Origin of the sequence: Xenorhabdus thuongxuanensis (genome assembly GCF_001908095.1) — a bacterium.
Taxonomy (GTDB): Bacteria; Pseudomonadota; Gammaproteobacteria; order Enterobacterales; family Enterobacteriaceae; genus Xenorhabdus; species Xenorhabdus thuongxuanensis.
On sequence record NZ_MKGR01000032.1, the window covers coordinates 1 to 26,867 of the forward strand.

Genomic DNA, 26,867 nt, shown 5'->3' on the forward strand with positions numbered 1-26,867 from the left:
GGCCGAGCGTTTTCTTGTTGACCCGTTTTCCCCAACCCCCCATGCCCGCATGTACAAAACCGGTGACCTTGGCCGCTGGCGACCCGATGGCAATATCGACTACCTTGGTCGCAATGACTTTCAGGTCAAACTGCGGGGTTTCCGCATTGAATTGGGGGAAATCGAAACACAACTTATGCAGTGTCACGGGGTGCGCGAAGCCGTGGTGATTGCCCGCGAAGATGAGCCCGGCCAGAAACGGCTGGTGGCCTATCTGCGGCCGCTGGCTGGCGCTAAACTGGTGCCCGCTGAACTGCGTCAGCAACTCGCCCGACACCTGGCCGATTATATGCTGCCCGGTGCATTTGTGATGCTGGAAACCTTCCCACTCACGCCCAATGGCAAACTTAACCGTCAGGCACTCCCTGCGCCGGATGCTTCTGCCGTAGTGACACGCAGCTATGAAGCGCCCGTCGGTGACATAGAAAATGCGTTGGCACAAATCTGGCAAGACTTATTGGGACTGGAGCGAGTTGGCCGTCATGATCATTTCTTTGAGCTGGGCGGACACTCCCTGCTGGCTGTCCAGCTTGTCGCCCGTACCCGTCAGGTATTGGCGCGGGAGTTACCGTTACAAACCCTGTTTGCTCAGCCGCTCCTGATGGCGCTGGCCCAGACGCTGACAGAAGCGGCCACTATCACACAAACAGTCATCCCCCTTGCTGATCGCAGCCAGCCCTTGCCTTTGTCCTTTGCCCAACAGCGATTATGGTTCCTTGGCCAGCTCGATCCGGCGGCAAGTCAGGCCTATCATATTCCTGTCGCACTACGCCTGACTGGTCAACTTAATCACCATGCACTGACCACCGCACTTGATCGTCTTGTGGCTCGACATGAAAGTCTGCGGACACGTTTTGTGCTGGTTGAAGGCCAACCCAGCCAGCAAATCGACCCTGCGGATATCGGTTTTGCCCTGTCCTGTCAAGACTTGCGTCAGCTCGATCCTGCTCTGCGTATCGACCGTATTACCGAACTTGCCAATCTTGCAGCCCAAACTCTTTTCGATTTTGCTCAGGGCCCGCTTATCCGCGGTCAACTGCTGCAACTGGCGGATAATGAACATGTGTTACTGATCACTCTGCATCACATTGTCGCTGACGGCTGGTCTATCAGGGTGCTGGTACGCGAACTGGATGTTTTCTATCATGCAGTTCTCAACGACCATAATGATCCTTTGCCACAACTTCCCATTCAGTACGCCGATTATACCGTTTGGCAGCGTGATTGGTTGCAAGGAGCGATGTTTACTACACAACGAAACTTCTGGCTCAATCAACTTGAAAATGCGCCCGCGTTATTGTCACTCCCGACCGATCGTCCACGCCCAGCAGTACAAACTTATGTCGGCAGACAAGTGCCTTTCCACCTTGATGCCTCGGTACTGAATTCACTTAAGGAACTTGGACACCGCCATAACAGCACCTTATTTATGACCCTACTGGCTGGCTGGAGTATTGTTCTCGCCAGGCTTAGTGGTCAGGATGATATTGTCATCGGCACCCCTGTCGCCAACCGTCCAAATCGTGAGCTTGAAGCGTTGATGGGCTTCTTCGTCAATACATTAGCTCTGCGCGTTAAATTCAATGTGGATCTCAGTGTAACTGAACTTATTACACAGGTTCGGGAGCAGGCGTTAGCCGCCTATGCCCATCAGGATCTGCCCTTCGAGCAGGTGGTGGAAGCATTGCAACCTGAGCGCAACTTAAGCCATAGCCCAATATTTCAGGTCATGTTGGCTTTAGACAACACTCCAGTTCAGAGCCAAACGTTATCCAGTTTGCAGATTTCCCGAGTTGAACTGGCGACCCATAGTGCCCACTTCGATTTAATGTTGTTGTTAACTGAAACCGAGACTGGTTTAGTCGGTGGACTGGAATATGCCTCCGATCTGTTTGATGCTGCAACGGTTGAACGTATAGTCGGCTATTTGCAGCGAGTACTGGCAGCGATGGCAACCGATGCAACCCAAGTCATTGCGAATTTGCCGATGTTGTCAGCTTCAGAGCGGCACCAACTGTTGGTGGATTTTAACGCCACCCAAGCAGACTTCCCGCAAGATACACTGATCCACCAACTATTTGAAGAACAGGTGATCAACAGCCCCAGCGCTACAGCGGTAGTGTGTGGAGATCAAACACTCAGTTATGATGAACTGAACCGCAGGGCCAATCGACTGGCACATCATCTTATTGCCTTAGGGATACGCCCAGATGATCGGGTAGCGATTTGTGTTGAGCGCAATCTGGACATGATGGTGGGGTTACTTGGCATTCTCAAAGCGGGTGGTGCCTATGTGCCGTTCGATCCGACTTATCCAACCGAACGACTGATGCATATGCTCGCAGACTCAGCGCCGATAGTGATACTGACCCAAACAAAACTTGCCGATAAGCTGACTAACACGATACCCATTGTTTTACTCGATAACATACTCAGCACCCAAGAACCATTTCTGCCAGCTCATAATCCCGACGCACAAGCATTGGGACTAACGTCACGCCATCTGGCCTATGTTATCTACACGTCAGGCTCTACCGGTTTGCCTAAAGGCGTAGCAATCGAGCACCGCAATACGGTGAATTTCCTGATCTGGGCACAACAGACGTTTAGTCAGGAGGAGTTAGCACACACACTTTTTGCTACTTCACTAAATTTTGATTTATCGGTATACGAATGCTTTGCCCCTCTGCTCCTTGGTGGTACGGTTCACCTTATTCCTGACATACTGTCACTGATCCATACAAGCTCGGCCAACACAAAACCATTAGTCAGCCTTATTAACACCGTGCCATCGGCCATCTCACACCTTGTGGAAACCAATGCGCTACCCGCGAACATTCGGACGATCAATTTAGCGGGGGAAAAAGTAAAGCCACACATTGTTGAACATTTATTTGCCCATTCTTCCATACAGAATGTGTGCAATCTGTATGGCCCTTCTGAGACCACGACGTATTCCACCTGGACTCGAATGAGCCGGACAACGGGATTTAATAGCCATATCGGACGCCCGATTGCCAATACCCAAATTTATATTCTAGATCCACATGAACAGCCCGTACCACTTGGTGTTGTTGGGGAAATACATATTGCCGGTGCAGGGGTTGCCCGTGGTTACCTGAATCGTCCTGAACTCACTGAGGAACGTTTCCTTACTAATCCGTTCTCTTCAGATCCCGATGCCCGCATGTACAAAACCGGCGACCTCGGCCGCTGGCTACCCGATGGTACGATTGACTACCTTGGCCGCAATGATTTTCAGATTAAACTGCGTGGCTTCCGTATCGAACTGGGGGAAATCGAAACCCAGTTGATGAAATGCCATGGCGTGCAAGAAGCGGTAGTGATTGCCCGTGAAGATACTGATATTGTTTATCGAAACTCAGAAGATAAAAACACGGAAGGACAGAAACGACTGGTCGCCTATTTGCGACCTCAGAACGGCATTGAGCTGGTTCCCGCAGAACTACGCCAACAGCTTGCCCAACACCTCGCTGAATACATGCTGCCCAGTGCCTTTGTGGTACTCGATACTTTCCCACTGACTGCCAACGGTAAACTTGACCGTCAAGCTCTCCCAGCCCCTGATGCGTTTTCAGTGATAGCACGTGGCTATGAAGCCCCACACGGAGAGGTGGAAATCGCTCTGGCGCAGATCTGGCAGGATCTATTAGGCTTGGAACAAGTCGGCCGGCATGACCATTTCTTTGAACTTGGCGGTCATTCATTGATGATTGTCAGCCTGATCGAACGGCTGTACGGCCTCGGCTGGCAGCTTGATGTTCGCAGTGTGTTCTCTGCACCTGTCCTGACTGAGATGGCACAGGCAATTAAGGGTGATATCGACACTTTCGTGGTGCCGCCTAACGGTATTCCTGTCGATTGCACAGCCATTACGCCTGATATGCTGCCACTGGTTTCATTGACCCAAACCGAGATTGATGCCATCGTTGAAGCAACTCCTGGCGGGGTCAGCAATATACAGGATATTTATCCGTTGGCACCGTTACAAGAAGGTGTCCTGTTCCACCATTTGCGCCAATCCCAAGGCGACACTTATCTGTTACAGACCCTGCTTGCTTTCGAAACTCGCGAGCGTCTTGACACTTTCCTGTCCGCTTTCCAACAAGTCATTGACCGCCACGATATCCTGCGTACCGCGGCCTGCTGGCAAGGATTGATAAGGCCAGTCCAGGTAGTCTGGCGTCAGGCACCGTTGTATATCAATGTCTTCGTCCCTGACACGGCAGATAACGTCCTGTCTCAACTACAGGAAAATACAAACCCACGTCGGCATCGTCTCGATTTGAGCCGTGCCCCTCTATTCGCTGCTGATATCGCCCATGATCCGGCACGGGATGAATGGTTGCTATCTCTGCGTTTCCATCATCTGGTCAGTGACCACATGACACTTGAGCTGATTTTTGCCGAAATTGCCCAAATACAACAGGGAGATGCTGATACCCTGCCGGCAACGTTGCCCTACCGCAACTTTATCGCCCAGACTTTAAGTGTGTCGGGTACTGAGCACGAAGCTTATTTCCGTTCTCAACTGGCTGATATCGACACACCAACTGCACCCTTCGGTGTACTCTCAATGCAGGATGATAATGAACCGATCGTCGAAGCCCATCTCTCACTCGATCCGACTTTGGCGGAGGCTATACGTACTCAAGCCCGCCGTCTGGGAGTCAGTTCAGGTGTCCTGTTCCATGTCGCCTGGGCACAAGTGCTGTCCCAAACCAGCGACCGCGATGATGTAGTCTTTGGCTCCGTACTATCAGGCCGATTACAGGGAGGTGCAGGAGCTTCCCGAACATTGGGGATGTTTATTAATACCCTGCCAATACGAATTTCCCTTGCCGATCATAATGTGCAGGAAGTGGTGCAGCTTACCTATCACAATTTAACGGCACTACTGGAACACGAACAAGTACCATTAGCACTGGCTCAACGTTGTAGCGGTGTGGCGCAATCAATACCGCTGTTCAGTACCCTACTCAATTACCGTCACAGCCAAATCACCGAGGGAGACGAAGCTAATGTAATTGAAATACCTCAAATAGATATGCGTATCGTTGCCATTGAGGAACGGACTAACTATCCGATTACCTTATCGGTAGATGATATGGGTATCGGTTTCCGTCTGACTGCACAAACGGTGGCAAGTATTGATCCGACACGCATAACGACTTATCTGGCGACTGCTATCGGTGGATTGGTCGATGCTTTGGCTCACAAACCACAACGATTAATTCAAGATCTATCAATTTTGCCAGCGACAGAACGGCAACAACTGTTGGTGGACTTTAATGCCACGCAAGTGGATTTTCCACAAAGTGCCTTGATCCACCAACTGTTCGAAACTCAGGTGGAACATCATCCCGATGCAACAGCCATCGTGTTTGCAAAACAATCCCTGAGCTATGACGAACTTAACCGCCGTGCCAACCGGCTGGCTCATTACCTGATTGCGCTGGGTGTGCGTCCAGACGATCGAATTGCCCTCTGTGCCGAACGCAGTCTGGAAACGGTAGTTGGTTTGCTGGCTATTCTCAAGGCTGGCGGTGCCTACGTGCCGCTTGATCCAGACTACCCGACTGAACGACTGGTTTATATGCTTGAGGATGCAGAGCCTGTGGTTCTGCTGACCCAGACCGCACAAGTTAGCAGGCTAAACAACCTGATACCTACGGTATTGCTCGATACACAAGAACCGTTTTGGGCGACACAACCGACTCACAACCCCAATACACAAACCCTGGGCCTGACATCACAGAATTTGGCCTATGTGATCTATACCTCTGGCTCTACCGGACAACCTAAAGGCGTGATGGTCGAACATCGCAATGTCCTTCGTCTCATCGTTAATAGTGGCTTTGCTGATATTGATCCGAATGACTGTGTCGCCCATTGTGCCAATATCGCTTTTGATGCCTCGACTTGGGAAATCTGGTCTGCCCTGCTCAACGGGGCATGCCTGCATGTGGTGCCACAATCGGTGCTGCTCGATCCGGCACATTTCTGTGATGCACTGATCAAGGGACGCGTCACCGCCCTCTGGTTGACTGTGGGCTTGTTCAATGAATATCTCGATACTCTTAAACCCCTGTTTGGGCAATTGCGTTATTTGCTTATCGGCGGTGATGTTCTCGATCCGAGAAAGATACAACAGGTGCAATTGGCTGAATCTCAACCCGTCCACCTGATAAATTGCTATGGTCCAACGGAAACCACAACATTTGCTACTACCTATGCAATGAGTTCTCCCGTTGATGTGACGCGTTCCATTCCTATCGGCCGCCCGATTGCCAATACCCAGATTTATATCCTGGATACACACGGCCAACCTGTTCCTCACGAGGTGACAGGGGAAATTTATATTGCCGGTGCTGGCGTAGCCCGCGGTTACCTCAATCGCCCTGAACTGACTGCCGAACGTTTCCTGACCGAACCCTTCGCTTCAGAGTCAAACACCCGCATGTACAAAACCGGTGACCTCGGCCGCTGGCGTTCCGATGGCAATATCGAATACCTCGGGCGCAATGATTTTCAGGTTAAATTGCGTGGCTTCCGCATTGAGTTGGGAGAAATCGAAGCCAGACTGACCCAATGTGACGGCGTATGTGAAGCGGTAGTGATTGCCCGCGAAGATGAACCTGGGCAAAAACGGCTGGTGGCCTATCTGTTACCGCAAGAGGGGATTGAACTGGAGCCCACTGCACTGCACCAGCAACTCGCCCAACATCTCGCCGAATATATGTTGCCCAGTGCTTTTGTCACGTTGGAGTCCTTCCCACTGACGCCTAATGGCAAACTCGACCGTCAGGCCCTGCCTGCACCTAATTTATCAGCAGTGGCAGCTCGCGGCTATGAAGCTCCCATCGGTGAGATAGAAATTACCTTGGCTCAGATTTGGCAAGATTTGCTCGGACTGGAACAAGTGGGTCGCTTCGATCATTTCTTTGAACTCGGGGGGCATTCCCTGCTTGCCGTCCAGCTCATCGCACACGTACGCCAAGATTTGGTACGGGATTTGTCACTCCAGCAACTCTTTGACCAGCCCATTTTGATGGATCTGGCTCAGACACTCACTGGCGCTTCGGCAACGGCCCAGATGATGATCCCTGTTACTGATCGCAACCAGCCGTTACCCCTGTCCTTTGCTCAGCAAAGACTATGGTTCCTGAGTCAGATCGATCAAGCAGCCAGTCTGGCTTATCATATTCCTCTGGCATTACGCCTAATCGGTCAGCTTAATCGCCCTGCCTTAACCCGTGCATTTGACCAATTGATCGCCCGACATGAAAGCCTGCGTACCCGCTTTGTGCTGGTTTCCGGCCAGCCTTATCAGCATATCGAACCGGCTGACATTAACTTTGCCCTGTCTTACCAAGACTTACGCTCGTTAGCACCAGAAACGCACTCCGACCATATTACTGATTTGACCGCCCTTGAAGCACAGACACCTTTTGACTTTACCCAAGGCCCGCTGATCCGCGGTCACCTGCTGCAACTGGCAAACGAAGAGCATGTCTTACTGCTCACCCAACATCATATTATCTCGGATGGCTGGTCCATCGGTGTACTGATGCATGAACTCAGCGTTCTTTATCGCACCATCCTCGACAACCAAGATATCGCCTTGCCACCATTGCCGATCCAGTACGCCGACTATGCTGTCTGGCAGCGTCACTGGCTGCAAGAAGCTGCGCTCACGGCACAACGTGATTTCTGGTGCACTCAGCTTGAAGGCGCGCCGGTCTTACTGACTCTCCCGACTGACCGACCGCGTCCAGCTATACAAACTTTCGTCGGTGGTCGAGTCCCTGTCCACTTTGATGCTGGCTTATTAGCCTCACTGAAAAGGCTTGGGCAGCGCCATAACACCACTTTATTTATGGCCGTGCTGAGCGCATGGGGCGTCGTATTGTCCCGGCTTAGTGGGCTGGATGATATCGTTATCGGTACACCTGTCGCCAACCGCCCGCATCATGAACTTGAGGGATTAATCGGTTTCTTCGTTAATACACTGGCCTTGCGTGTCACCCTGAATGATTCCGCCACAGTCACTGAGCTGCTCACCCAGGTTCGGGAGCGTGCACTGGCCGCCTATGCTCATCAGGATCTGCCCTTCGAGCAGGTGGTGGAAGCGCTCCAGCCTGAACGCAATCTCAGCTATAGCCCGATTTTCCAGGTGATGCTGGCCTTAAATAATACCCCCGCTCAGGCGCTGGCATTTCCCGATATCCAATGTATACCCATTGAACAGACGCATCCCAGCGCTCACTTTGATTTGACCTTATCACTGACTGAAACAGAAACCGGTCTGGTCGGTGATCTGGCCTATGCAGCCGATCTGTTCGACGCCGCAACCATTGAGCGTATGGTCGGTTACTTAACCAATGTGCTGACCGCCATGGCGACAGATGAAACACAACACATTGCTACTGTACCCCTGCTGTCCGCATCAGAACGGCAACAACTGCTGGTAGACTTCAATGCCACTCAGGCGGATTTCCCGCAAAACGCGTTGATCCACCAATTGTTTGAAGCACAAGCGGAACGGCAACCTGAAGCGATCGCGGTTGTCTTTGAAAGGCAAACGCTCAGCTATGCAGAACTTAATCGCTGCGCCAATCAACTCGCCCATGCTCTGATAGCATTGGGAGTACTTCCGGACGATCGGGTCGCCCTCTGTGCCGAGCGCAGTCTGGAGATGGTGATCGGCTTACTGGCTATCCTCAAGGCTGGTGGAGCCTATGTGCCGCTCGATCCCATTTATCCGGTCGAACGGCTGGTTTACATGGTTGAAGATGCCGCACCGGTGGCTTTACTGACCCAAGCAGAACTAGCCAAATCAGAGTGGCTCGCTCAGTTTAACGCTTTGCCCACCCTCTTACTGGATAGCCAAGAATCGTGCCTGGCAACACAACCCACTGATAATCCAGACGCACAGGCACTGGGGTTGGCGTCACACCATCTGGCCTATGTTATTTATACTTCCGGTTCGACCGGTCAACCGAAAGGGGTCATGATCGAACATCATAGCCTGTGCAATTTGATCACCACTCAGCAACATACACTGGCACTGACCCCAGATAGTCGCGTTTTACAGTTCGCCTCAAACAGTTTCGATGCCAGTATCTGGGAATGTTGCATGGCTCTCGTAACGGGTGCTCGCCTCTATCTGGCCAAACGGGACAACCTGCTGCCCGGTGCAGTATTGTCCGGCTATTTAGCCGACCAGGCCATCAGCCATGTTCTCCTGTCGCCCACTGCACTGGCCGCGATGGATGCCCTGCCCAATACCTTACAAACCTTGCTGGTGGGGGGCGAAGCCTGTCCGCCGACCTTAGTCAAACGCTGGTCACCAGGACGACAAATGCTCAATGCCTATGGGCCGACGGAAATCACGGTCTGTGCGACGCTCTATTCCTGTTCCTGCGCAGAGGATAACTCAGCAGATAATCCGCCCCCGATTGGCCGCCCCATAGCCAATACCCAAATCTATATCCTTGATCCCCATTATCAGCCTGTCCCGCTTGGTGTCATGGGGGAGATTTATATTGCTGGTACGGGAGTCGCCCGTGGTTATCTTAATCGTCCCGAACTTACCACCGAGCGTTTCCTCGCTGATCCGTTCTCTTCCACCCCCAATGCGCGGATGTACAAAACAGGGGATCTCGGGCGCTGGCTCTCCAATGGTAATATTGAATACCTTGGCCGTAATGATTTCCAAATCAAGCTCCGTGGTTTCCGCATTGAATTGGGGGAAATCGAGGCCAAACTCACGCAATGTGGCGGGGTACGTGAAGCGGTGGTGATTGCTCGCGAAGATGAGCCCGGTCAGAAACGACTGCTCGCCTATCTGCTGCCAGAGGAAGGCGCTGAATTGGTGCCCGCTGAATTGCGCCAGCAACTTGCCCTGCACCTCGCCGACTATATGCTGCCCAGTGCCTTTGTCACGCTGGACACCTTCCCTCTAACGCCAAACGGAAAACTCGACCATCAGGCGCTGCTTGAACCAGATTCATCTTCTATCGTGATGCGCAGCCATGAATCCCCGACTGGCGAAGCAGAAAACACCCTGGCCCAGATCTGGCAAGAGCTATTGGGATTGCCGCAGGTCAGCCGCCACGACCATTTCTTTGAACTCGGCGGCCATTCGTTGATGATAGTCAGCCTGATCGAAGAACTGCGCAAGCTGGGTTGGCAACTCGCCGTTCGTAGTGTATTCGCCGCCCCCATTCTGACCGATATGGCCCAGGCTCTCCAGCGTGGCGCCAATACCTTTATCGTGCCACCTAACCTTATTCCAGAGGGCTGCACAGCCATCACCCCCGATATGCTGTCACTGGTTTCCCTCTCCCAGACTGAGATTGATGCTATCGTTGATACCGTTTCTGGCGGAACGAGTAATGTGCAGGATATCTATCCATTGTCTCCCTTGCAGGAAGGCATTCTGTTCCACCATCTGTTGCAGGTACAAGGTGACACCTATTTATTGCAAATCATACTTGCCTTCGATACCCGCAAACGTCTTGATGCTTTCCTGGGTGCCTTACAGCAAGTTATTGATCGTCATGATATCCTGCGCACGGCGGTTTATTGGCAAGATCTGGCACAGTCGGTGCAGGTGGTTTGGCGTCAGGCACCGCTGACTGTCAATGTCTTTACTCCTGCCACGACGGACGACATTCCGGCACAGCTACTGGCTCACACTGATCCGCGCCAGCACCGTATTGACCTGACTCAAGCCCCCTTATTTACGGCTGATATTGCCCTTGATCCGGCACAAAATGAGTGGTTGCTGGCACTGCGTTTCCACCATCTGGTCAGCGACCATATGACACTGGATCTGATTTTTGCTGAGATTACCCAAATAGTACGAGGAAATGTGGAAGCTCTACCCACCACGCTACCTTATCGCAACTTTATCGCCCAGAGCCTGAATGTACCGAATTCAGTGCATGAGGATTACTTTCGCGAACAGCTCGCTGATATTGACGAACCAACGGCACCGTTCGGTGTGCTCACTATGCCCAACAGCATGCCCCAAAACACGCCAAACGATGCCAAATCTGTATCTGTCGCCAAGTCCAGACTTTTACTCGCTCCTGAACTGGCTGAAGCCATTCGTGTTCAATCCCGTCGTTTAGGGGTCAGTCCCAGTGTCTTGTTCCATGTGGCCTGGGCGCAGGTATTGGCCCACACCAGCGGCCACAATGACGTGGTGTTTGGCTCCGTGCTACTGGGCCGACTGCAAGGCGGAGCGGGGGCTGACCGCATACTGGGGATGTTTATCAACACTCTCCCCCTGCGCATCTCTCTGGGCGGGCGCACGGTACAGGAAAGCGTGCAGGAAACCTATCAGCATCTGACCGCTTTGCTGGAACATGAGCAGGCTCCGCTGGCGCTGGCGCAACGGTGTAGTGGCGTGACCCAACCCATGCCGCTGTTCAGCACCCTGCTCAATTATCGTCATAGTCAGGCTGACAGGAACGATACCATTGACACCATATGGACAGAAATGCGTCTGGTCGCGGCTGATGAACAGACCAACTATCCCATTACCCTGTCAGTCGATGATTTAGGGGATAATTTCCAGTTGACGGCCCTGACCGTCACCGACATTGCGCCAGAACGCATCAATACCTATCTGATGACAGCCATCAGCGGTTTAATCGATGCCTTAGTTCATCACCCACAACAAGAAATCCGGGATATTCCCATCTTACCGGTGGCAGAGCGGCAACAATTGCTGGTGGACTTCAATGCCACTCAGACGGATTTCCCGCAAGACGCATTGATCCATCAACTCGTTGAGGCCCAGGCATTACAACGCCCCCATGCCATAGCTGTGATCTGCGAAGGGCAAACATTGAGCTATGAAGCATTGAACCAGTATGCCAATCGTCTGGCTCATCATTTGATTGCCTTGGGCGTACGCCCTGATGATCGGGTCGCCATCTGTATCGAACGCAGTCTGGAGATGGTGGTCGGCTTACTGGCTATCCTGAAAGCCGGCGGGGCTTATGTCCCGCTCAATCCGGCCTACCCAACTGAACGGCTGGCCTATATGCTTCAGGACGCGGCGCCGGTGGTGTTATTGACCCGGTCAGCGCAGCTCAACACGCTGCCTGATACCGTGCCGACAGTCTTACTTGATCCGTTATTTGACCACCAGCAGCCGATATGGGCCTCCCAGTCAACGGATAATCCCGACGTACAAGCACAGGGACTGACATCCCGTCACCTGGCTTATGTGATTTACACATCGGGTTCGACCGGCGAACCCAAAGGGGTGATGGTCGAGCATCGCAATGTCGTTAGCCTGATCATCAATAATGGCTTTGCTGATATGGGGCCTGACGACTGTATTGCCCATTGCGCCAACGTCTCATTTGACGCTGCCACCTGGGAAGTGTGGGCTGGCCTGGTTCATGGGGCGCATATTCTACTCATCCCAGAAAAGATCCTGTTACAACCCACCCTTTTTGGTCAGTGCCTGTCATCGGAAGGGGTCAGTGCTCTCTTCCTGACCACGGCTCTGTTTAACCAATATGCAAACCTGATTGGGCCAGCCTTATCCGGCTTACGGTATGTTCTTTTTGGTGGGGAACAGGCGGATACCCGTCCGGCCATTCACCTCAGAACCGCATATCCCCCCCAACATTTACTGCATGTCTATGGACCAACGGAAACCACCACGTTTGCCACCGCCTATGAAATCCCGGCCATGACAGACCAGAACGTTGACGATAAGATACCTGTCGGCCATCCAATCGCTAATACCCAGATTTATATTCTGGATACTCAGGGACAACCGGTTCCCGTCGGTGTGGCGGGGGAAATCCATATCGCCGGTGACGGGGTGGCTCGCGGCTACCTGAACCGGCCTGAACTGACCGCTGAACGCTTCCTTGCCGATCCGTTCTCTTCGGAACCCGATGCCCGCATGTACAAGACCGGTGACCTTGGCCGCTGGCGACACGATGGCAATATCGACTACCTCGGCCGCAATGATTTTCAGGTCAAACTACGCGGCTTTCGTATCGAGCTGGGGGAAATTGAAGCTAAACTCAGCCAATGTGACGGGGTACGTGAAGCGGTGGTGCTGGCCCGCGAAGATGCATCGGGGCAAAAACGGCTGGTTGCTTACCTGCTGCCGCAGGAGGGGGCTGAACTAGTGCCGGCTGAATTGCGCCGGCAGCTTGCCCTACATCTGGCGGACTATATGCTGCCCGGCGCCTTTGTCACGCTGGATGCCTTCCCGCTCACGCCTAACGGCAAGCTGGATCGTCGGGCTCTCCCTGCGCCAGATTTAGCGTCCGTGGTGATCCGGAATTATGCTGCTCCCGTGGGTGAAACAGAAATCGCCTTGGCCGAAATTTGGCAAAACCTACTCGGCCTGGAACACGTGGGCCGTTACGATAATTTCTTCGAACTCGGGGGCCATTCCCTGCTGGCTGTCCAACTGGCGACCCGCATTCGTCAACAACTGGCTCGCGAGTTGCCATTACAACAACTCTTTGACCAGCCGCTGTTGGTCGATCTGGCCCTCGCACTGACTGATACGGCAATAATCTCTCAGGTAAACATCCCTGTGGCTGACCGCAGCCAGCCGTTGCCGCTGTCCTTTGCCCAGCAGCGTTTATGGTTCCTCGCTCAGCTCGATCCAGCGGCCAGCCTGGCTTATCATATTCCCATAGCGTTGCGCCTGACCGGTCAGCTTCATCGCCCAGCCCTGACCCGCGCCCTTGATCATCTGGTTGCCCGCCATGAAAGCCTGCGTACCCGCTTTGTGCTGGTTTCCGGCCAGCCCTGTCAGCATATCGATCCGGCTGATATCGGCTTTGCCCTGTCTTACCAAGATCTGCGCCCATTAACGCCGGACGCCCGTAGCAACCGTATTGCGGAATTAACGGATCGCGAAGCACAGACGCCGTTTGATTTTATTCAAGGCCCGCTGCTCCGGGGTCACCTGCTGCAATTGACCGATGATGAGCAGCTCCTGCTGCTCACCCAGCATCATATTATCTCTGATGGCTGGTCCATCGGCGTATTGCTTCATGAACTCAGTACCCTTTACCGCACCATCCTTGACGGTCAAGACGCTCCCTTACCGCCGTTGCCGATTCAGTATGCCGACTATGCGGTCTGGCAGCGTGGTGAGCTACAAGAAGCCACTCTCACGGCTCAACGTGATTTCTGGTGTGCCCGGCTGGCCGGCGCACCGGCCTTACTGACGCTGCCCACCGACCGACCCCGCCCCGCAGTGCAGTCCTATGTGGGCAGCCGAATACCAGTCCACATTGATGCAGCATTACTGGCTTCGCTTAAAGAACTGGGACAGCGCCATAACACCACCCTGTTTATGACGGTACTCAGTGCCTGGAGCATCGTCCTCACCCGGCTCAGTGGGCAGGAGGATATTGTCATCGGTACGCCGGTGGCTAACCGCCCGCATCATGAACTGGAAGGATTAATCGGGTTCTTCGTCAATACGCTGGCTTTGCGTATCACACTGGATGATTCTACCTGTGTCGCTGATTTACTCGCCCAGGTGCGGGAACATGCTTTCGCGGCCTACACCCATCAGGATCTGCCCTTTGAACAGGTGGTGGAAGCCCTCCAGCCCGAACGCAGCCTGAGTTACAGCCCAATCTTCCAGGTGATGCTGGCCTTAAACAACACGCCACAACATTTATCACTCCAGGAGCCGGTGTTACCTGATCTCCAGCTCTCTCTCGTTGAGCAGGTACACCATAGTGCACACTTTGATTTAACCTTATCCCTGACCGAAACCGAAGCCGGCTTGGCCGGTGAGCTGGCTTATGCCGTGGATTTATTCGATGCCACCACGATTGAGCGGATGGTCGGTTATCTGGCAAATGTACTGACCGCAATGGTGGAGGATGAAACCCAGCGGATTGTCACCCTGCCCATGCTGCCGGCATCGGAGCGGCAACAACTACTGGCCGGCTTCAATGCCGCTCGGATAGATTTCCCACAAGTGGCACTGATCCACACACTGTTTGAAGCACAGGCCGCACAGCATTCTGAGGCTATCGCTGCTGTATTTGGGGAGCAAACGATCAGCTATGGTGAGTTAAACCGCCGCGCCAATCAGTTAGCACATTATTTGATCACGTTGGGAGTACGTCCGGACGATCGGATCGCGATTTGTGTCGAAAGAAGTCTGGAAATGGTGGTCGGCTTACTGGCAATTCTCAAAGCAGGTGGTGCCTATGTACCACTCGATCCGGTTTACCCTGCCGAACGCTTGGCCTATATGCTGGAAGATGCCACACCGGTGGCTTTACTGACCCAAACCACATTATGCGACAAACTGAATAGCCCCTTGCCTGTGGTTTTGCTGGACAACCCTGAACAGGGCCTGGCAATACAACCGACTGACAATCCAAATATTCAGGCGCTGGGCCTGACATCCCGTCATCTGGCCTATGTGATTTACACGTCGGGATCGACCGGAACACCGAAAGGTGTCATGGTTGAGCACGCCAATGTCACCCGCCTGTTAGCCGCCACACAAGCTCGTTTTCAGTTTGATGATCAGGATGTCTGGACGCTGTTCCACTCGTTTGCTTTCGATTTCTCCGTCTGGGAATTGTGGGGGGCGTTGGCTTACGGTGGTCGGCTGATCATTATCTCAGCAGAATGTGCCCGTTCACCGCAGCTATTCTATTCGTTATTGTGTCGTGAACACGTCACAATATTGAACCAAACCCCCAGTGCTTTTCGTCAATTAATTTCCGCCCAGGATGCGACTACACATACGCTGCGGTGCATTATTTTTGGCGGCGAAGCCCTGGAATTGCATACCCTGGCTCCGTGGGTGGAGCGCAACCCGACGGCACAAACCCGTCTGGTCAATATGTATGGCATCACCGAAATTACCGTTCATGCCACCTACCGAGAACTCATGGAATCCGATATCCACTCAGGGCGGGGCAGTTTGATTGGTCAGCCACTGGCAGATCTACGGATCTATATTCTCGACGCCTACGGCCACCCCGTACCGCTTGGTGTGGCGGGCGAAATCTATATCGCCGGAGCCGGAGTCGCTCGGGGCTACCTGAACCGGTCTGAACTGACAGCCGAGCGCTTCCTGACCGATCCGTTCTGCCCTGACTCGACTGCCCGCTTGTACAAGACCGGTGACCTCGGCCGCTGGCTGCCCGATGGCAATATCGAATACCTCGGCCGCAATGATTTTCAGGTCAAACTGCGCGGCTTTCGTATCGAACTGGGAGAAATCGAAGCCCAGCTCACCCAGTGTGACGGAGTACGGGAGGCGGTGGTGCTGGCCCGCGAAGATGAGCCCGGCCAGAAACGACTGGTCGCCTATTTACTACCGCAGACGGGGATTGAACTGGTGCCCGCTGAACTACGCCAGCAGCTTGCCCAGCATCTGGCTGACTATATGCTGCCCAGCGCCTTTGTCACCCTGGACACTTTCCCGCTGACGCCCAATGGCAAACTTAACCGTCAGGCCCTGCCAGCCCCGGATTTATCCGCGGTGGTGACGCGCAGCTACGAAGCCCCCGTCGGTGAAACAGAAATCACCTTAGCCCAAATCTGGCAAAAACTTTTAGGATTGAAACAGGTCAGTCGCCATGACCACTTCTTTGAACTCGGTGGCCATTCGCTGATGATTGTCAGTCTGATCGAAGAGCTACGCAATCTGGGCTGGCAGCTCGACGTGCGCAGCGTGTTTGTCGCGCCGGTTCTGGTTGCGATGGCTCAGGCTATCCAGCGTAAGGTCAGTACCTTTGTCGTGCCCCCCAGCCGTATCCCTGAAGACTGTATGGCTATCACCCCCGATATGCTGCCTCTGGTTTCTCTCTCCCAGGCTGAAATTGATACCCTCGTTGAGAAGATCCCAGGTGGCGCCAGTCAGGTGCAGGATATCTATCCGCTTGCACCGTTACAGGAAGGCATTCTGTTCCATCATCTGTTACAGACACAGGGGGATAATTATCTGCTGCAAAGCTTGCTCGCGTTCGATACCTGTGAACGCCTCAATGCCTTTTTAACCGCACTGCAACAGGTCATTGACCGCCATGATATTCTGCGTACCGCCGTCTACTGGCAAGAACTGGCCCAACCGGTGCAGGTAGTTTGGCGTCAGGCACCGCTGGCAGTTAATGTTTTCAATCCCATCACGGCTGACGACGACGTGGTTGCTCAACTCAGGAGCCATACCGACCCACGCAGACACCGTATCGATCTGAATCGCGCTCCGTTGTTTACCGCCGATATCACCCCTAATCCGGCACAAAATGAGTGGTTACTTGCGCTACGCTTCCATCATCTGGTCAGTGACCATCTGACACTGGAGCTGATTTTTGCGGAAATCGCGCTTATCTTGCAGGGCAAGACGGAGAGGCTGCCAGCGGTATTGCCTTACCGCAACTTTATCGCCCAAATGTTGGCTACCCCGACCGCTGATCATGAGGCTTATTTCCGTACCCAACTGGCGGATATTGATGAACCCACAGCGCCCTTTGCTGTACTCAAGGTTCACCCTGACAACGACCGCGTAACTGAGGCACGCCTCCCTATCGCTCCCGATCTGGCCAAAGCCATCCGTACTCAGGCACGGCGTTTCGGGGTCAGTCCGGGTGTCCTGTTCCATGTCGCCTGGGCACAGGTGCTGGCACAGACCAGCGGCCGTGATGATGTGGTGTTTGGCTCCGTGCTATTGGGTCGGCTGCAAGGCGGCGCGGGAGCCGAGCGAGTATTGGGTATGTTCATCAATACGTTACCAATACGGATTTCCTTGACCAATTACACTGTTCAGAAAGTCGTACGAAATACCCACCACGGTTTAATGATGTTACTGGAACACGAACAAGCTCCATTGGCACTGGCACAACGTTGCAGCGGTATGCCGCAGTCGATACCGTTGTTTAGTACTTTATTGAATTATCGTCATGGTCAATCGGGTGAAACAGGATCAGTTGATACCATCTGGGCAGGTATACGTACTTTAGCCGCAGAGGAACGAACTAACTATCCTATCACCCTGTCAGTGGATGATTTAGGTGTCAATTTCCGGTTAATCGCCCAGACAGTAGCCGATATCGACCCAACCCGCGTAACCAACTATCTGGTCACCGCCATCAGCGGTTTGATTGATGCTTTGGTTCATGATCCACAACGGTTGGTTCAAGACATATCAATCCTGCCCGCCACAGAGCGCCAGCAACTATTGGTAGATGTCAACGCTACGCAAACGGATTTTCCGCAAGACAAGCTGATTCATCAATTATTCGAAGCTCAAGTGGCGCACCATCCCGATACCATCGCTGTCGTATTTGAAGAACAAACGCTCAGTTACGGTGAACTCAACTGCCGTGCCAATCAGTTGGCTCACCATCTGATTTCATTGGGAGTACAGCCGGATGATCGGGTCGCAATCTGTATCGAACGTAGTCTGGATCTCATCGTAGGCCTGCTCGCTATCCTCAAAGCCGGTGGGGCTTATGTACCGCTCGATCCCACCTATCCGATCGAACGGCTGGCTTATATGCTTGAAGATTCAGAACCTGTGGCCTTGCTGACTCAGACAACACAAGCCGACAAGTTGTCCAGTTTTGTACCTATGTCCATGTCGATAGTGATACTCGACGCTCAAGAATCACTTCTGGAGGAGCAACCAACCTATAACCCAGACATACAGGCTCTGGGATTGATGTCACACCATCTGGCATACGTGCTCTATACCTCCGGTTCTACCGGACTGCCCAAAGGCGTGATGGTCGAGCACCGCAATGTTCTTCGCCTGATTATCAATAATGGCTTTACTGACATTGGTCCCGATGATTGTATCGCCCATTGCGCCAATATTGCTTTTGACGCATCGACCTGGGAAATCTGGTCTGCCTTACTTAATGGTGCACGTCTGCATGTGGTTTCACAATCTGTTCTGCTTAATCCGGCGCATTTCTGCAATTCACTGATTAAGGGGAAAATCAGTGCCCTTTGGTTGACTGTCGGCTTGTTCAACGAATATCTCGATAGCCTTAAGCCCCTGTTTGGGCAATTGCGCTACCTGCTTGTCGGCGGTGATGTGCTTGATCCGAGGAAGATACAACAGGTGCAATTGGCCGGGTTCCAGCCAGCACACCTGATTAATGGCTATGGCCCAACGGAAACCACCACGTTTGCAGCAACTTATGCGATTACTTCACCTGTTGATGTGACCCGCTCTATTCCTGTCGGTCGCCCGATTGCCAATACCCAGATTTATATTCTGGATGTGCAGGGTCAACCCGTTCCTTACGGTGTCGCAGGGGAAATTTATATTGCTGGTGCCGGAGTGGCTCGCGGTTACCTTAACCGTCCTGAACTCACTGCCGAACGCTTCCTCACCAATCCATTCTCCCCAGATCCAGAGGAACGCATGTATAAAACCGGTGACCTTGGTCGTTGGCTACCCGATGACAATATCGAATACCTCGGACGCAATGATTTTCAGATCAAGTTGCGAGGCTTCCGCATTGAACCGGAGGAAATCGAAACCCGGCTCTGCCAATGTGGCGGGGTACGCGAAGCGGTGGTGCTGGCGCGCGAAGACGAACCCGGCCAGAAACGGCTGGTCGCCTACCTATTACCGCAGGAAGGGGTTGAATTGATGCCTGCGGAGCTGCGCCAGCAACTGGCCCGGCATCTCGCTGACTATATGCTGCCCAGTGCCTTTGTCATGCTGGCATCCTTCCCCCTGACCCCCAATGGCAAACTTGACCGTCAGGCCCTGCCTGCGCCGGATCTAGCTGCCGTAGTGACCCAGAGTTATGAACCGCCACAAGGCAGAATAGAAACCGCGTTGGCGCAAATCTGGCAAGATTTATTAGGACTGGAGCGTATCAGTCGCCATGACCACTTCTTTGAACTCGGCGGCCACTCGCTGATGGTCGTCAGACTGATAACCCGCATACAAAACAAATTCTTGGTCAATCTCCCTCTGACCTCGTTATTCACTTCTCCCACATTGATAGAGCAGGCCACTGTCATTCTCTCAGCTCAAATGAATGCGATAGGGAAAAACGAGCTTGAGTCAATTCAAAACGATCTTGACTCATTGTCGGCAGAAGAATTGATGGCAATTTTAGGCGGGGACAGTAAATAATGACAAGGTTAAATATGAATATCAATGATTTAAAACGTGCAGCACTGGAGAAAAGACTTGAAGAACAACTGAAAACCCGCGGGGATCAACAGCAACCGGCATTCATCAAACCCGCGGACAGACATCAGCCTCTGCCTCTTTCTTTTGCCCAGCGGCGGCTATGGTTTATCAGCCAGCTCGATCCGGCGGCCTGCCAGGCTTATCATCTGCCGGTGACATTACGCCTCACTGGTCAACTCGACTGCCATGCGCTGAAAACATCACTTGACCGACTGATTGCCCGCCATGAAAGTCTGCGTACTCGTTTTGTCCTGATAGAAGGCCAACCCTGTCAGCATATCGATCCGGCTGACATCAGTTTTGCCCTGTCCTGCCACGACCTGCGCCCGCTCGATCCCGCCTTGCGTACCCTGCGTGTTGCCGAACTCGCTGATATCGAAGCGCAGGCATCCTTTGATCTTGCCCAAGGGCCGTTAATCCGTGGTCAATTGCTGCAACTGGCAGACGACGAGTATGTGCTGTTGCTGACCCTGCATCACATTATTACTGACGGCTGGTCCGTCGGTGTGCTGGTGCAAGAACTGGGCACCTTTTACCGTGCGACCCTTGACGGTCATCATGATGATCCTTTGCCCCCCCTGCCAATTCAATATGCTGATTATGCGGTCTGGCAACAGGAGCAGCTACAAGGCACGGCCTTCACTGCTCAACGTGATTTCTGGTGTGCCCAGCTTGCTGACGCACCTGCCTTACTCACCCTGCCCACCGACCGGCCACGCCCAGCGGTACAAACCTATGCGGGTAACCGCGTGCCTGTGCACGTTGATGCGGATTTATTGGCTTTACTTAAAGTACTTGGGCAACGTCACAATACCACGTTGTTTATGACGCTGCTCAGTGCCTGGAGTCTTGTACTGGCCCGACTCAGTGGACAGGATGATATCGTTATCGGCACCCCTGTCGCTAACCGACCACAGCATGAACTGGAAGGGCTGATGGGTTTCTTTGTTAATACGCTGGCTTTGCGCGTTACCTTCCATGATGGATTCAATGTGGCCGATCTGCTTGCTCAGGTTCGGGAGCGGGCACTGGCCGCCTATGCCCATCAAGATCTGCCCTTCGAGCAGGTGGTGGAAGCGCTCCAGCCCGAACGCAGTTTAAGCTACAACCCCCTTTTTCAGGTGATGCTGGCCTTAAACAACACCCCCGCCCAAGCGTTAGTACTACCAGGTTTGCAACTGATGACGATTGCTCAGGATCATCGTAATGCTCATTTTGACTTAACCTTATCACTGAGTGAAACCGAGACTGGCCTGATCGGTGAATTGGAATACGCCACCGATTTATTCGACACCACCACCGTTGAACGGATGGTGGTCTATTTAACCCATGTACTGACCGCCATGGTGACGGATGAAACCCAGCAGATTACCACTTTGCCCATGCTGCCCGCATCAGAACGGCAACAATTACTGGTGGACTTCAATGCCACTCAGGCAGATTTCCCGCAAGACGCATTGATCCACCAACTATTTGAAGCGCAGGCAGCACAGCATCCCGATACCCTTGCTGTCGTCTATGAAGATCAAATCCTGAGCTACAGTGAGTTAAACCAACGCGCTAATCGGCTGGCCCACTATCTGATTACTTTAGGCGTGCGTCCGGATGATCGGATAGCGATTTGTGCTGAACGCAGTCTGGACACCATCGTGGGTTTACTCGGTATTCTTAAGGCCGGTGGGGCCTATGTCCCGCTCGATCCAGCTTACCCCGCCGAACGGCTGGCCTATATGCTGGAAGATGCCACCCCGGTGGTGTTACTGACCCAGACAGCACAATTCGACAGACTGCACGACAGCGTCCCTGCAACGGTGCCTGTCATCGTGCTTGATGCCCATAAAACGTTACTGGAAATACAACCGACTCACAATCCGCAAGCCCATACATTGGGGCTAACATCACATCATCTGGCTTATGTGATTTATACCTCCGGCTCAACAGGTCAACCCAAAGGCGTGATGGTCGAGCATCGCAGTGTCCTTCGTCTCATCGTTAATAGTGGCTTTGCTGACATTGATCCGAATGACTGTGTTGCCCATTGTGCCAATATCGCTTTTGATGCCTCGACCTGGGAAATCTGGTCTGCCCTGCTTAACGGGGCATGCCTGCATGTGGTTCCGCAATCCGTGCTGCTCGATCCGGCACATTTCTGCAATGCGCTGATTAAGGGAGGCGTCACTGCCCTCTGGTTAACGGTGGGCTTGTTCAACGAATATCTCAATAGCCTTAAGCCCCTTTTTGGACAATTACGTTACCTGCTTACCGGTGGCGATGTGCTCGATCCGAGGAAGATACAACAGGTACAATTGACTGAATCCCAACCCACCCACCTGATAAGTGGGTATGGCCCAACGGAAACCACGACATTTGCTACCACCTACGAGATTACGTCTCCCATTGATGTAACCCGTTCTATTCCTGTTGGACGCCCGATTGCCAATACCCGAATTTATATTCTGGATGCACAGGGTCAGCCCGTTCCCGTCGGTGTGGCGGGGGAAATTTATATCGGCGGTATTGGTGTCGCCCGTGGCTATCTGAATCGCCTTGAACTGACCACTGAGCGCTTTCTTGCTGATCCGTTCGCGTTGGAACCGGACGCGCGTATGTACAAGACCGGTGACCTTGCCCGCTGGCTGCCCGATGGCAATATTGAATACCTTGGCCGCAATGACTTTCAGGTCAAGTTGCGGGGCTTCCGCATTGAACTGGGGGAAATAGAAATCCAGCTCAGACAATGTCACGGCGTGCGCGAAGCCGTGGTACTGGCCCGCGAAGATGAGCCCGGCCAGAAGCGTCTGGTGGCCTATTTGTTGCCCCAAACGGGTATCGAATTGGTGCCCTTTGACCTGCGTCATCAGCTTAGCCAATATCTCACTGAATATATGTTGCCCAGTGCCTTTGTGATATTAGACGCTTTCCCGCTTACCCCTAATGGTAAACTCGACCGTCAGGCCCTGCCTGTCCCAGATTTATCGGCAGTTGTGGCCCGCAGCTATGCAGCGCCCGTCGGTGAGAGAGAAATCGCCCTGGTGCAGATTTGGCAAAAACTCCTGAGGGTGAAACAAATCAGCCGCCATGACCATTTCTTTGAACTCGGTGGCCATTCGCTGATGATTGTCAGTCTGATCGAAGAGCTGCGTAGTATCGGCAGGAAACTCGAGGTTCGCAGTGTATTCGCCTCACCTGTCCTCGCCGATATGGCTCAGGCTATCCAGCATGATACCCAGGCTTTCGTGGTGCCCCCCAACCTTATTCCTGATGGCTGCACAGCCATTACCCCCGATATGTTGCCACTAGTTTCGCTTTCCCAATCTGAGATTGATGCCATCGCTGATACCGTTTCCGGCGGAGTAAGTAATATACAGGATATCTATCCATTGGCCCCGTTGCAGGAAGGTATTCTGTTCCATTACCGAATGCAGGCACAAGGTGATACCTACCTGTTGCAGAGCCTGTTCGCGTTCAATTCTCGCGATCGTCTCGATAGCTTTCTGGCTGCCTTGCAACAGGTGATCAACCGCCATGATATCCTGCGCACTTCCGTCTTCTGGCAAGGATTGACACAACCGGTGCAGGTGGTCTGGCGCAAGGCACCTCTCACTATCCGTGAGTTCACGCCAACCACAACGGACTCTATTCCCGCACAGTTACAGGCTCACACGGATCCGCGCCAGCACCGTATCAATTTGAACCGTGCACCCCTCTTTGCCACTGATATTGCCTATGATCCGCTACAGGATGAATGGCTGCTGGCCTTGCGTTTCCATCATCTGGTCAGCGACCATATGACACTGGATCTGATTTTTGCTGAAATAGCGCTAATATTGCAAGGACAACAAACACTGCCTACGGCACTGCCCTATCGCAACTTTATCGCCCAAACCCTGAACGTACCAGCCGCAAAGCATGAAGCCTATTTTCGTGCTCAACTCGCCGATATTGATGCGCCAACGGCACCATTTGGTGTGCTGTCGATACCGGATAACCAAACATTAAGCGAGGGTAACGCCATCACCGAAGCCCGCCTTCCTCTTGCCCCTGAGCTGGCGGAAGCCATTCGCAGCCAGGCTCGGCGCATAGGGATCAGCGCGAGTGTCTTATTTCATGTGGCCTGGGCACAGGTATTGGCTCATACCAGTGGTCGTGACGATATCGTTTTTGGTTCCGTACTATTGGGTCGTCTGCAAAGCGGTGCGGGTGCCGGCCAAATACTGGGCATGTTTATCAATACCCTGCCAGTGCGTGTCTCCCTGGCTGATCGCAATGTGCAAACGGTGGTGCAAGCCACCTACGAAAACTTGATGACGCTACTGGAACATGAACAAGCACCATTGGCACTGGCACAAAGTTGTAGTGGTGTTACGCAACCCATGCCGCTGTTCAGTTCCCTGCTTAATTACCGTCATTCCCAAGCCAATGAAGCGAATGCGGTTAATATCTGGTCAGATATGCGCGTCATCGCAACACAGGAACGAACCAACTATCCCATTACGCTATCGGTAGATGATTTAGGTGTTGGTTTTCACCTGACCACCCACACTGTGGCTGATATCGATCCAGTTCGTGTAACCCATTACCTGCTGACAGCCATTAGTGGCCTGATCGATGCTTTGGTACATAATCCGCAACACATGATTTTGGACGTTCCGATCTTACCGACGGCAGAGCGGCAACAAGTGCTGGCAGATTTTAACGACAGCCAAACCGATTTCCCACAAGGTGCACTGATCCACCAGCTATTTGAAGCACGGGCTGAACAGCATGCTGATACCATCGCTGTCGTCTACGAAAACCAGACACTGAGCTATGGCGAACTGAATCAACGTGCCAATCGTCTGGCCCACCACTTGATTGCACTGGGCGTGCGGCCGGATGATCGGGTGGCAATTTGTGCCGAACGCAGTCTGGACACCATTGTGGGATTACTCGGCATCCTTAAGGCTGGCGGAGCTTATGTCCCGCTCGATCCCGCTTATCCCACTGAACGATTGGCCTATATGCTCGAAGATGCTACTCCGGTGGTATTACTGACCCAGATAGCAAAATTTGACAGGCTGTATAACAGCGTACCTGCAACTGTACCTATAGTCGTGCTGGATGCCCAGAAAACGTTACTAGAGGAACAACCGACTCATAACCCTAATTCACAGGCATTGCACCTGACATCACAAAATTTGGCCTATGTGATCTATACCTCTGGCTCTACAGGGCAACCCAAAGGCGTGATGGTCGAGCACCGCAGTGTTAATCGGCTGGTTATCAATAGTGCCTATGCCGATATCGGAGCCCGCGACTGCGTTGCCCATTGTGCCAATATCGCTTTTGATGCATCGACATGGGAAATCTGGTCTGCCCTGCTCAATGGGGCACGCCTGCATGTGGTTCCGCAATCTGTGCTGCTCAATCCTGCACATTTCTGCAATGCGCTGATTAAAGGAGGAGTCACCGCTCTCTGGTTGACGGTGGGTTTGTTCAACGAATATCTCGATAGCCTCAAGCCCTTGTTTGGGCAGTTACGTTACCTGCTTACCGGTGGCGATGTACTCGATCCGAGGAAGATACAACAGGTGCAATTGGCTGCGCCACAACCCGTACACCTGATTAACGGATATGGTCCAACAGAAACCACCACGTTTACCACCACCTACGAGATTACTTCCCCCGTGGATGTAACCCGTTCCATTCCTATTGGCCGCCCGATTGCCAATACCCAAGTTTATATTCTGGATGCACGTGGTCAGCCCGTTCCTCTTGGTGTTGCCGGAGAAATTTATATCGCAGGTGCTGGTGTTGCCCGTGGTTATCTGAATCGTCCTGAACTCACCGCCGAACGCTTCCTGACCGATCCATTCTCCCAGCATCCAAATGCCCGTATGTACAAAACTGGCGACCTAGGTCGTTGGCTGCCCGATGGCAATATCGAATACCTTGGTCGCTATGATTTCCAGGTCAAATTGCGTGGCTTCCGCATTGAATTAGGGGAAATCGAGGCTCAATTGATGCAATGCCAAGGGGTGCGCGAAGCGGTAGTGATTGCCCGTGAAGATGAGTCGGGTCAAAAACGGCTGGTCGCCTATCTGCGGCCTCTGGATGGTACTGAACTGGTGCCGGCCGAATTGCGCCAGCAACTCTCCCAACACCTGGCCGACTATATGTTACCCGGCGCCTTTGTGACATTGGAATTTTTCCCGCTGAACGCTAATGGCAAACTCGACCGTCAGGCACTCCCTGAGCCTGATGCGTCCGCTGTGGTTGCACGCCACTATGAAGCACCGATCAGTGCGGCAGAAATTATTCTGGCCCAAATCTGGCAAGACTTGTTGGGATTGGAGCGAATCGGTCGCCACGATAACTTTTTTGAACTTGGCGGCCACTCATTGATGATCGCGCAATTAGCAACACGCATACAAGATGAATTTCTGGTCGATATCCCTATCTCCTCGTTGTTTCTTTCTCCTCAATTGGCGGAACAGGCCGGCATCATCCTTACCACCCAACTGGATGCTATAGGGAACAGCAATATTGAATCACTCGAGAACGAACTGGATTTAATGTCAACCGAAGAATTAATGGCAATTTTAGGCGGAGACAGCAACAAATGATA

The 26,867-nt window shown here is 52.9% G+C and carries 2 protein-coding genes; both read left to right on the top strand.

Annotated elements, in window-relative coordinates:
• The first annotated feature begins 49 nt into the window (after positions 1-49).
• Positions 50-20,200 carry a non-ribosomal peptide synthetase gene (locus Xentx_RS18610; RefSeq protein ID WP_422645860.1) on the top strand — a complete coding sequence of 6,717 codons (20,151 nt, stop codon included), beginning with the start codon at positions 50-52 and terminating at the stop codon, positions 20,198-20,200.
• Entirely contained in the window at positions 20,200-26,865 is a 6,666-nt protein-coding gene (locus Xentx_RS15925) for a non-ribosomal peptide synthetase (RefSeq protein ID WP_074021418.1), read from the top strand. Before Xentx_RS18610 ends, Xentx_RS15925 begins: the two co-directional genes overlap by 1 nt.
• The last annotated feature ends 2 nt before the right edge of the window (positions 26,866-26,867 follow it).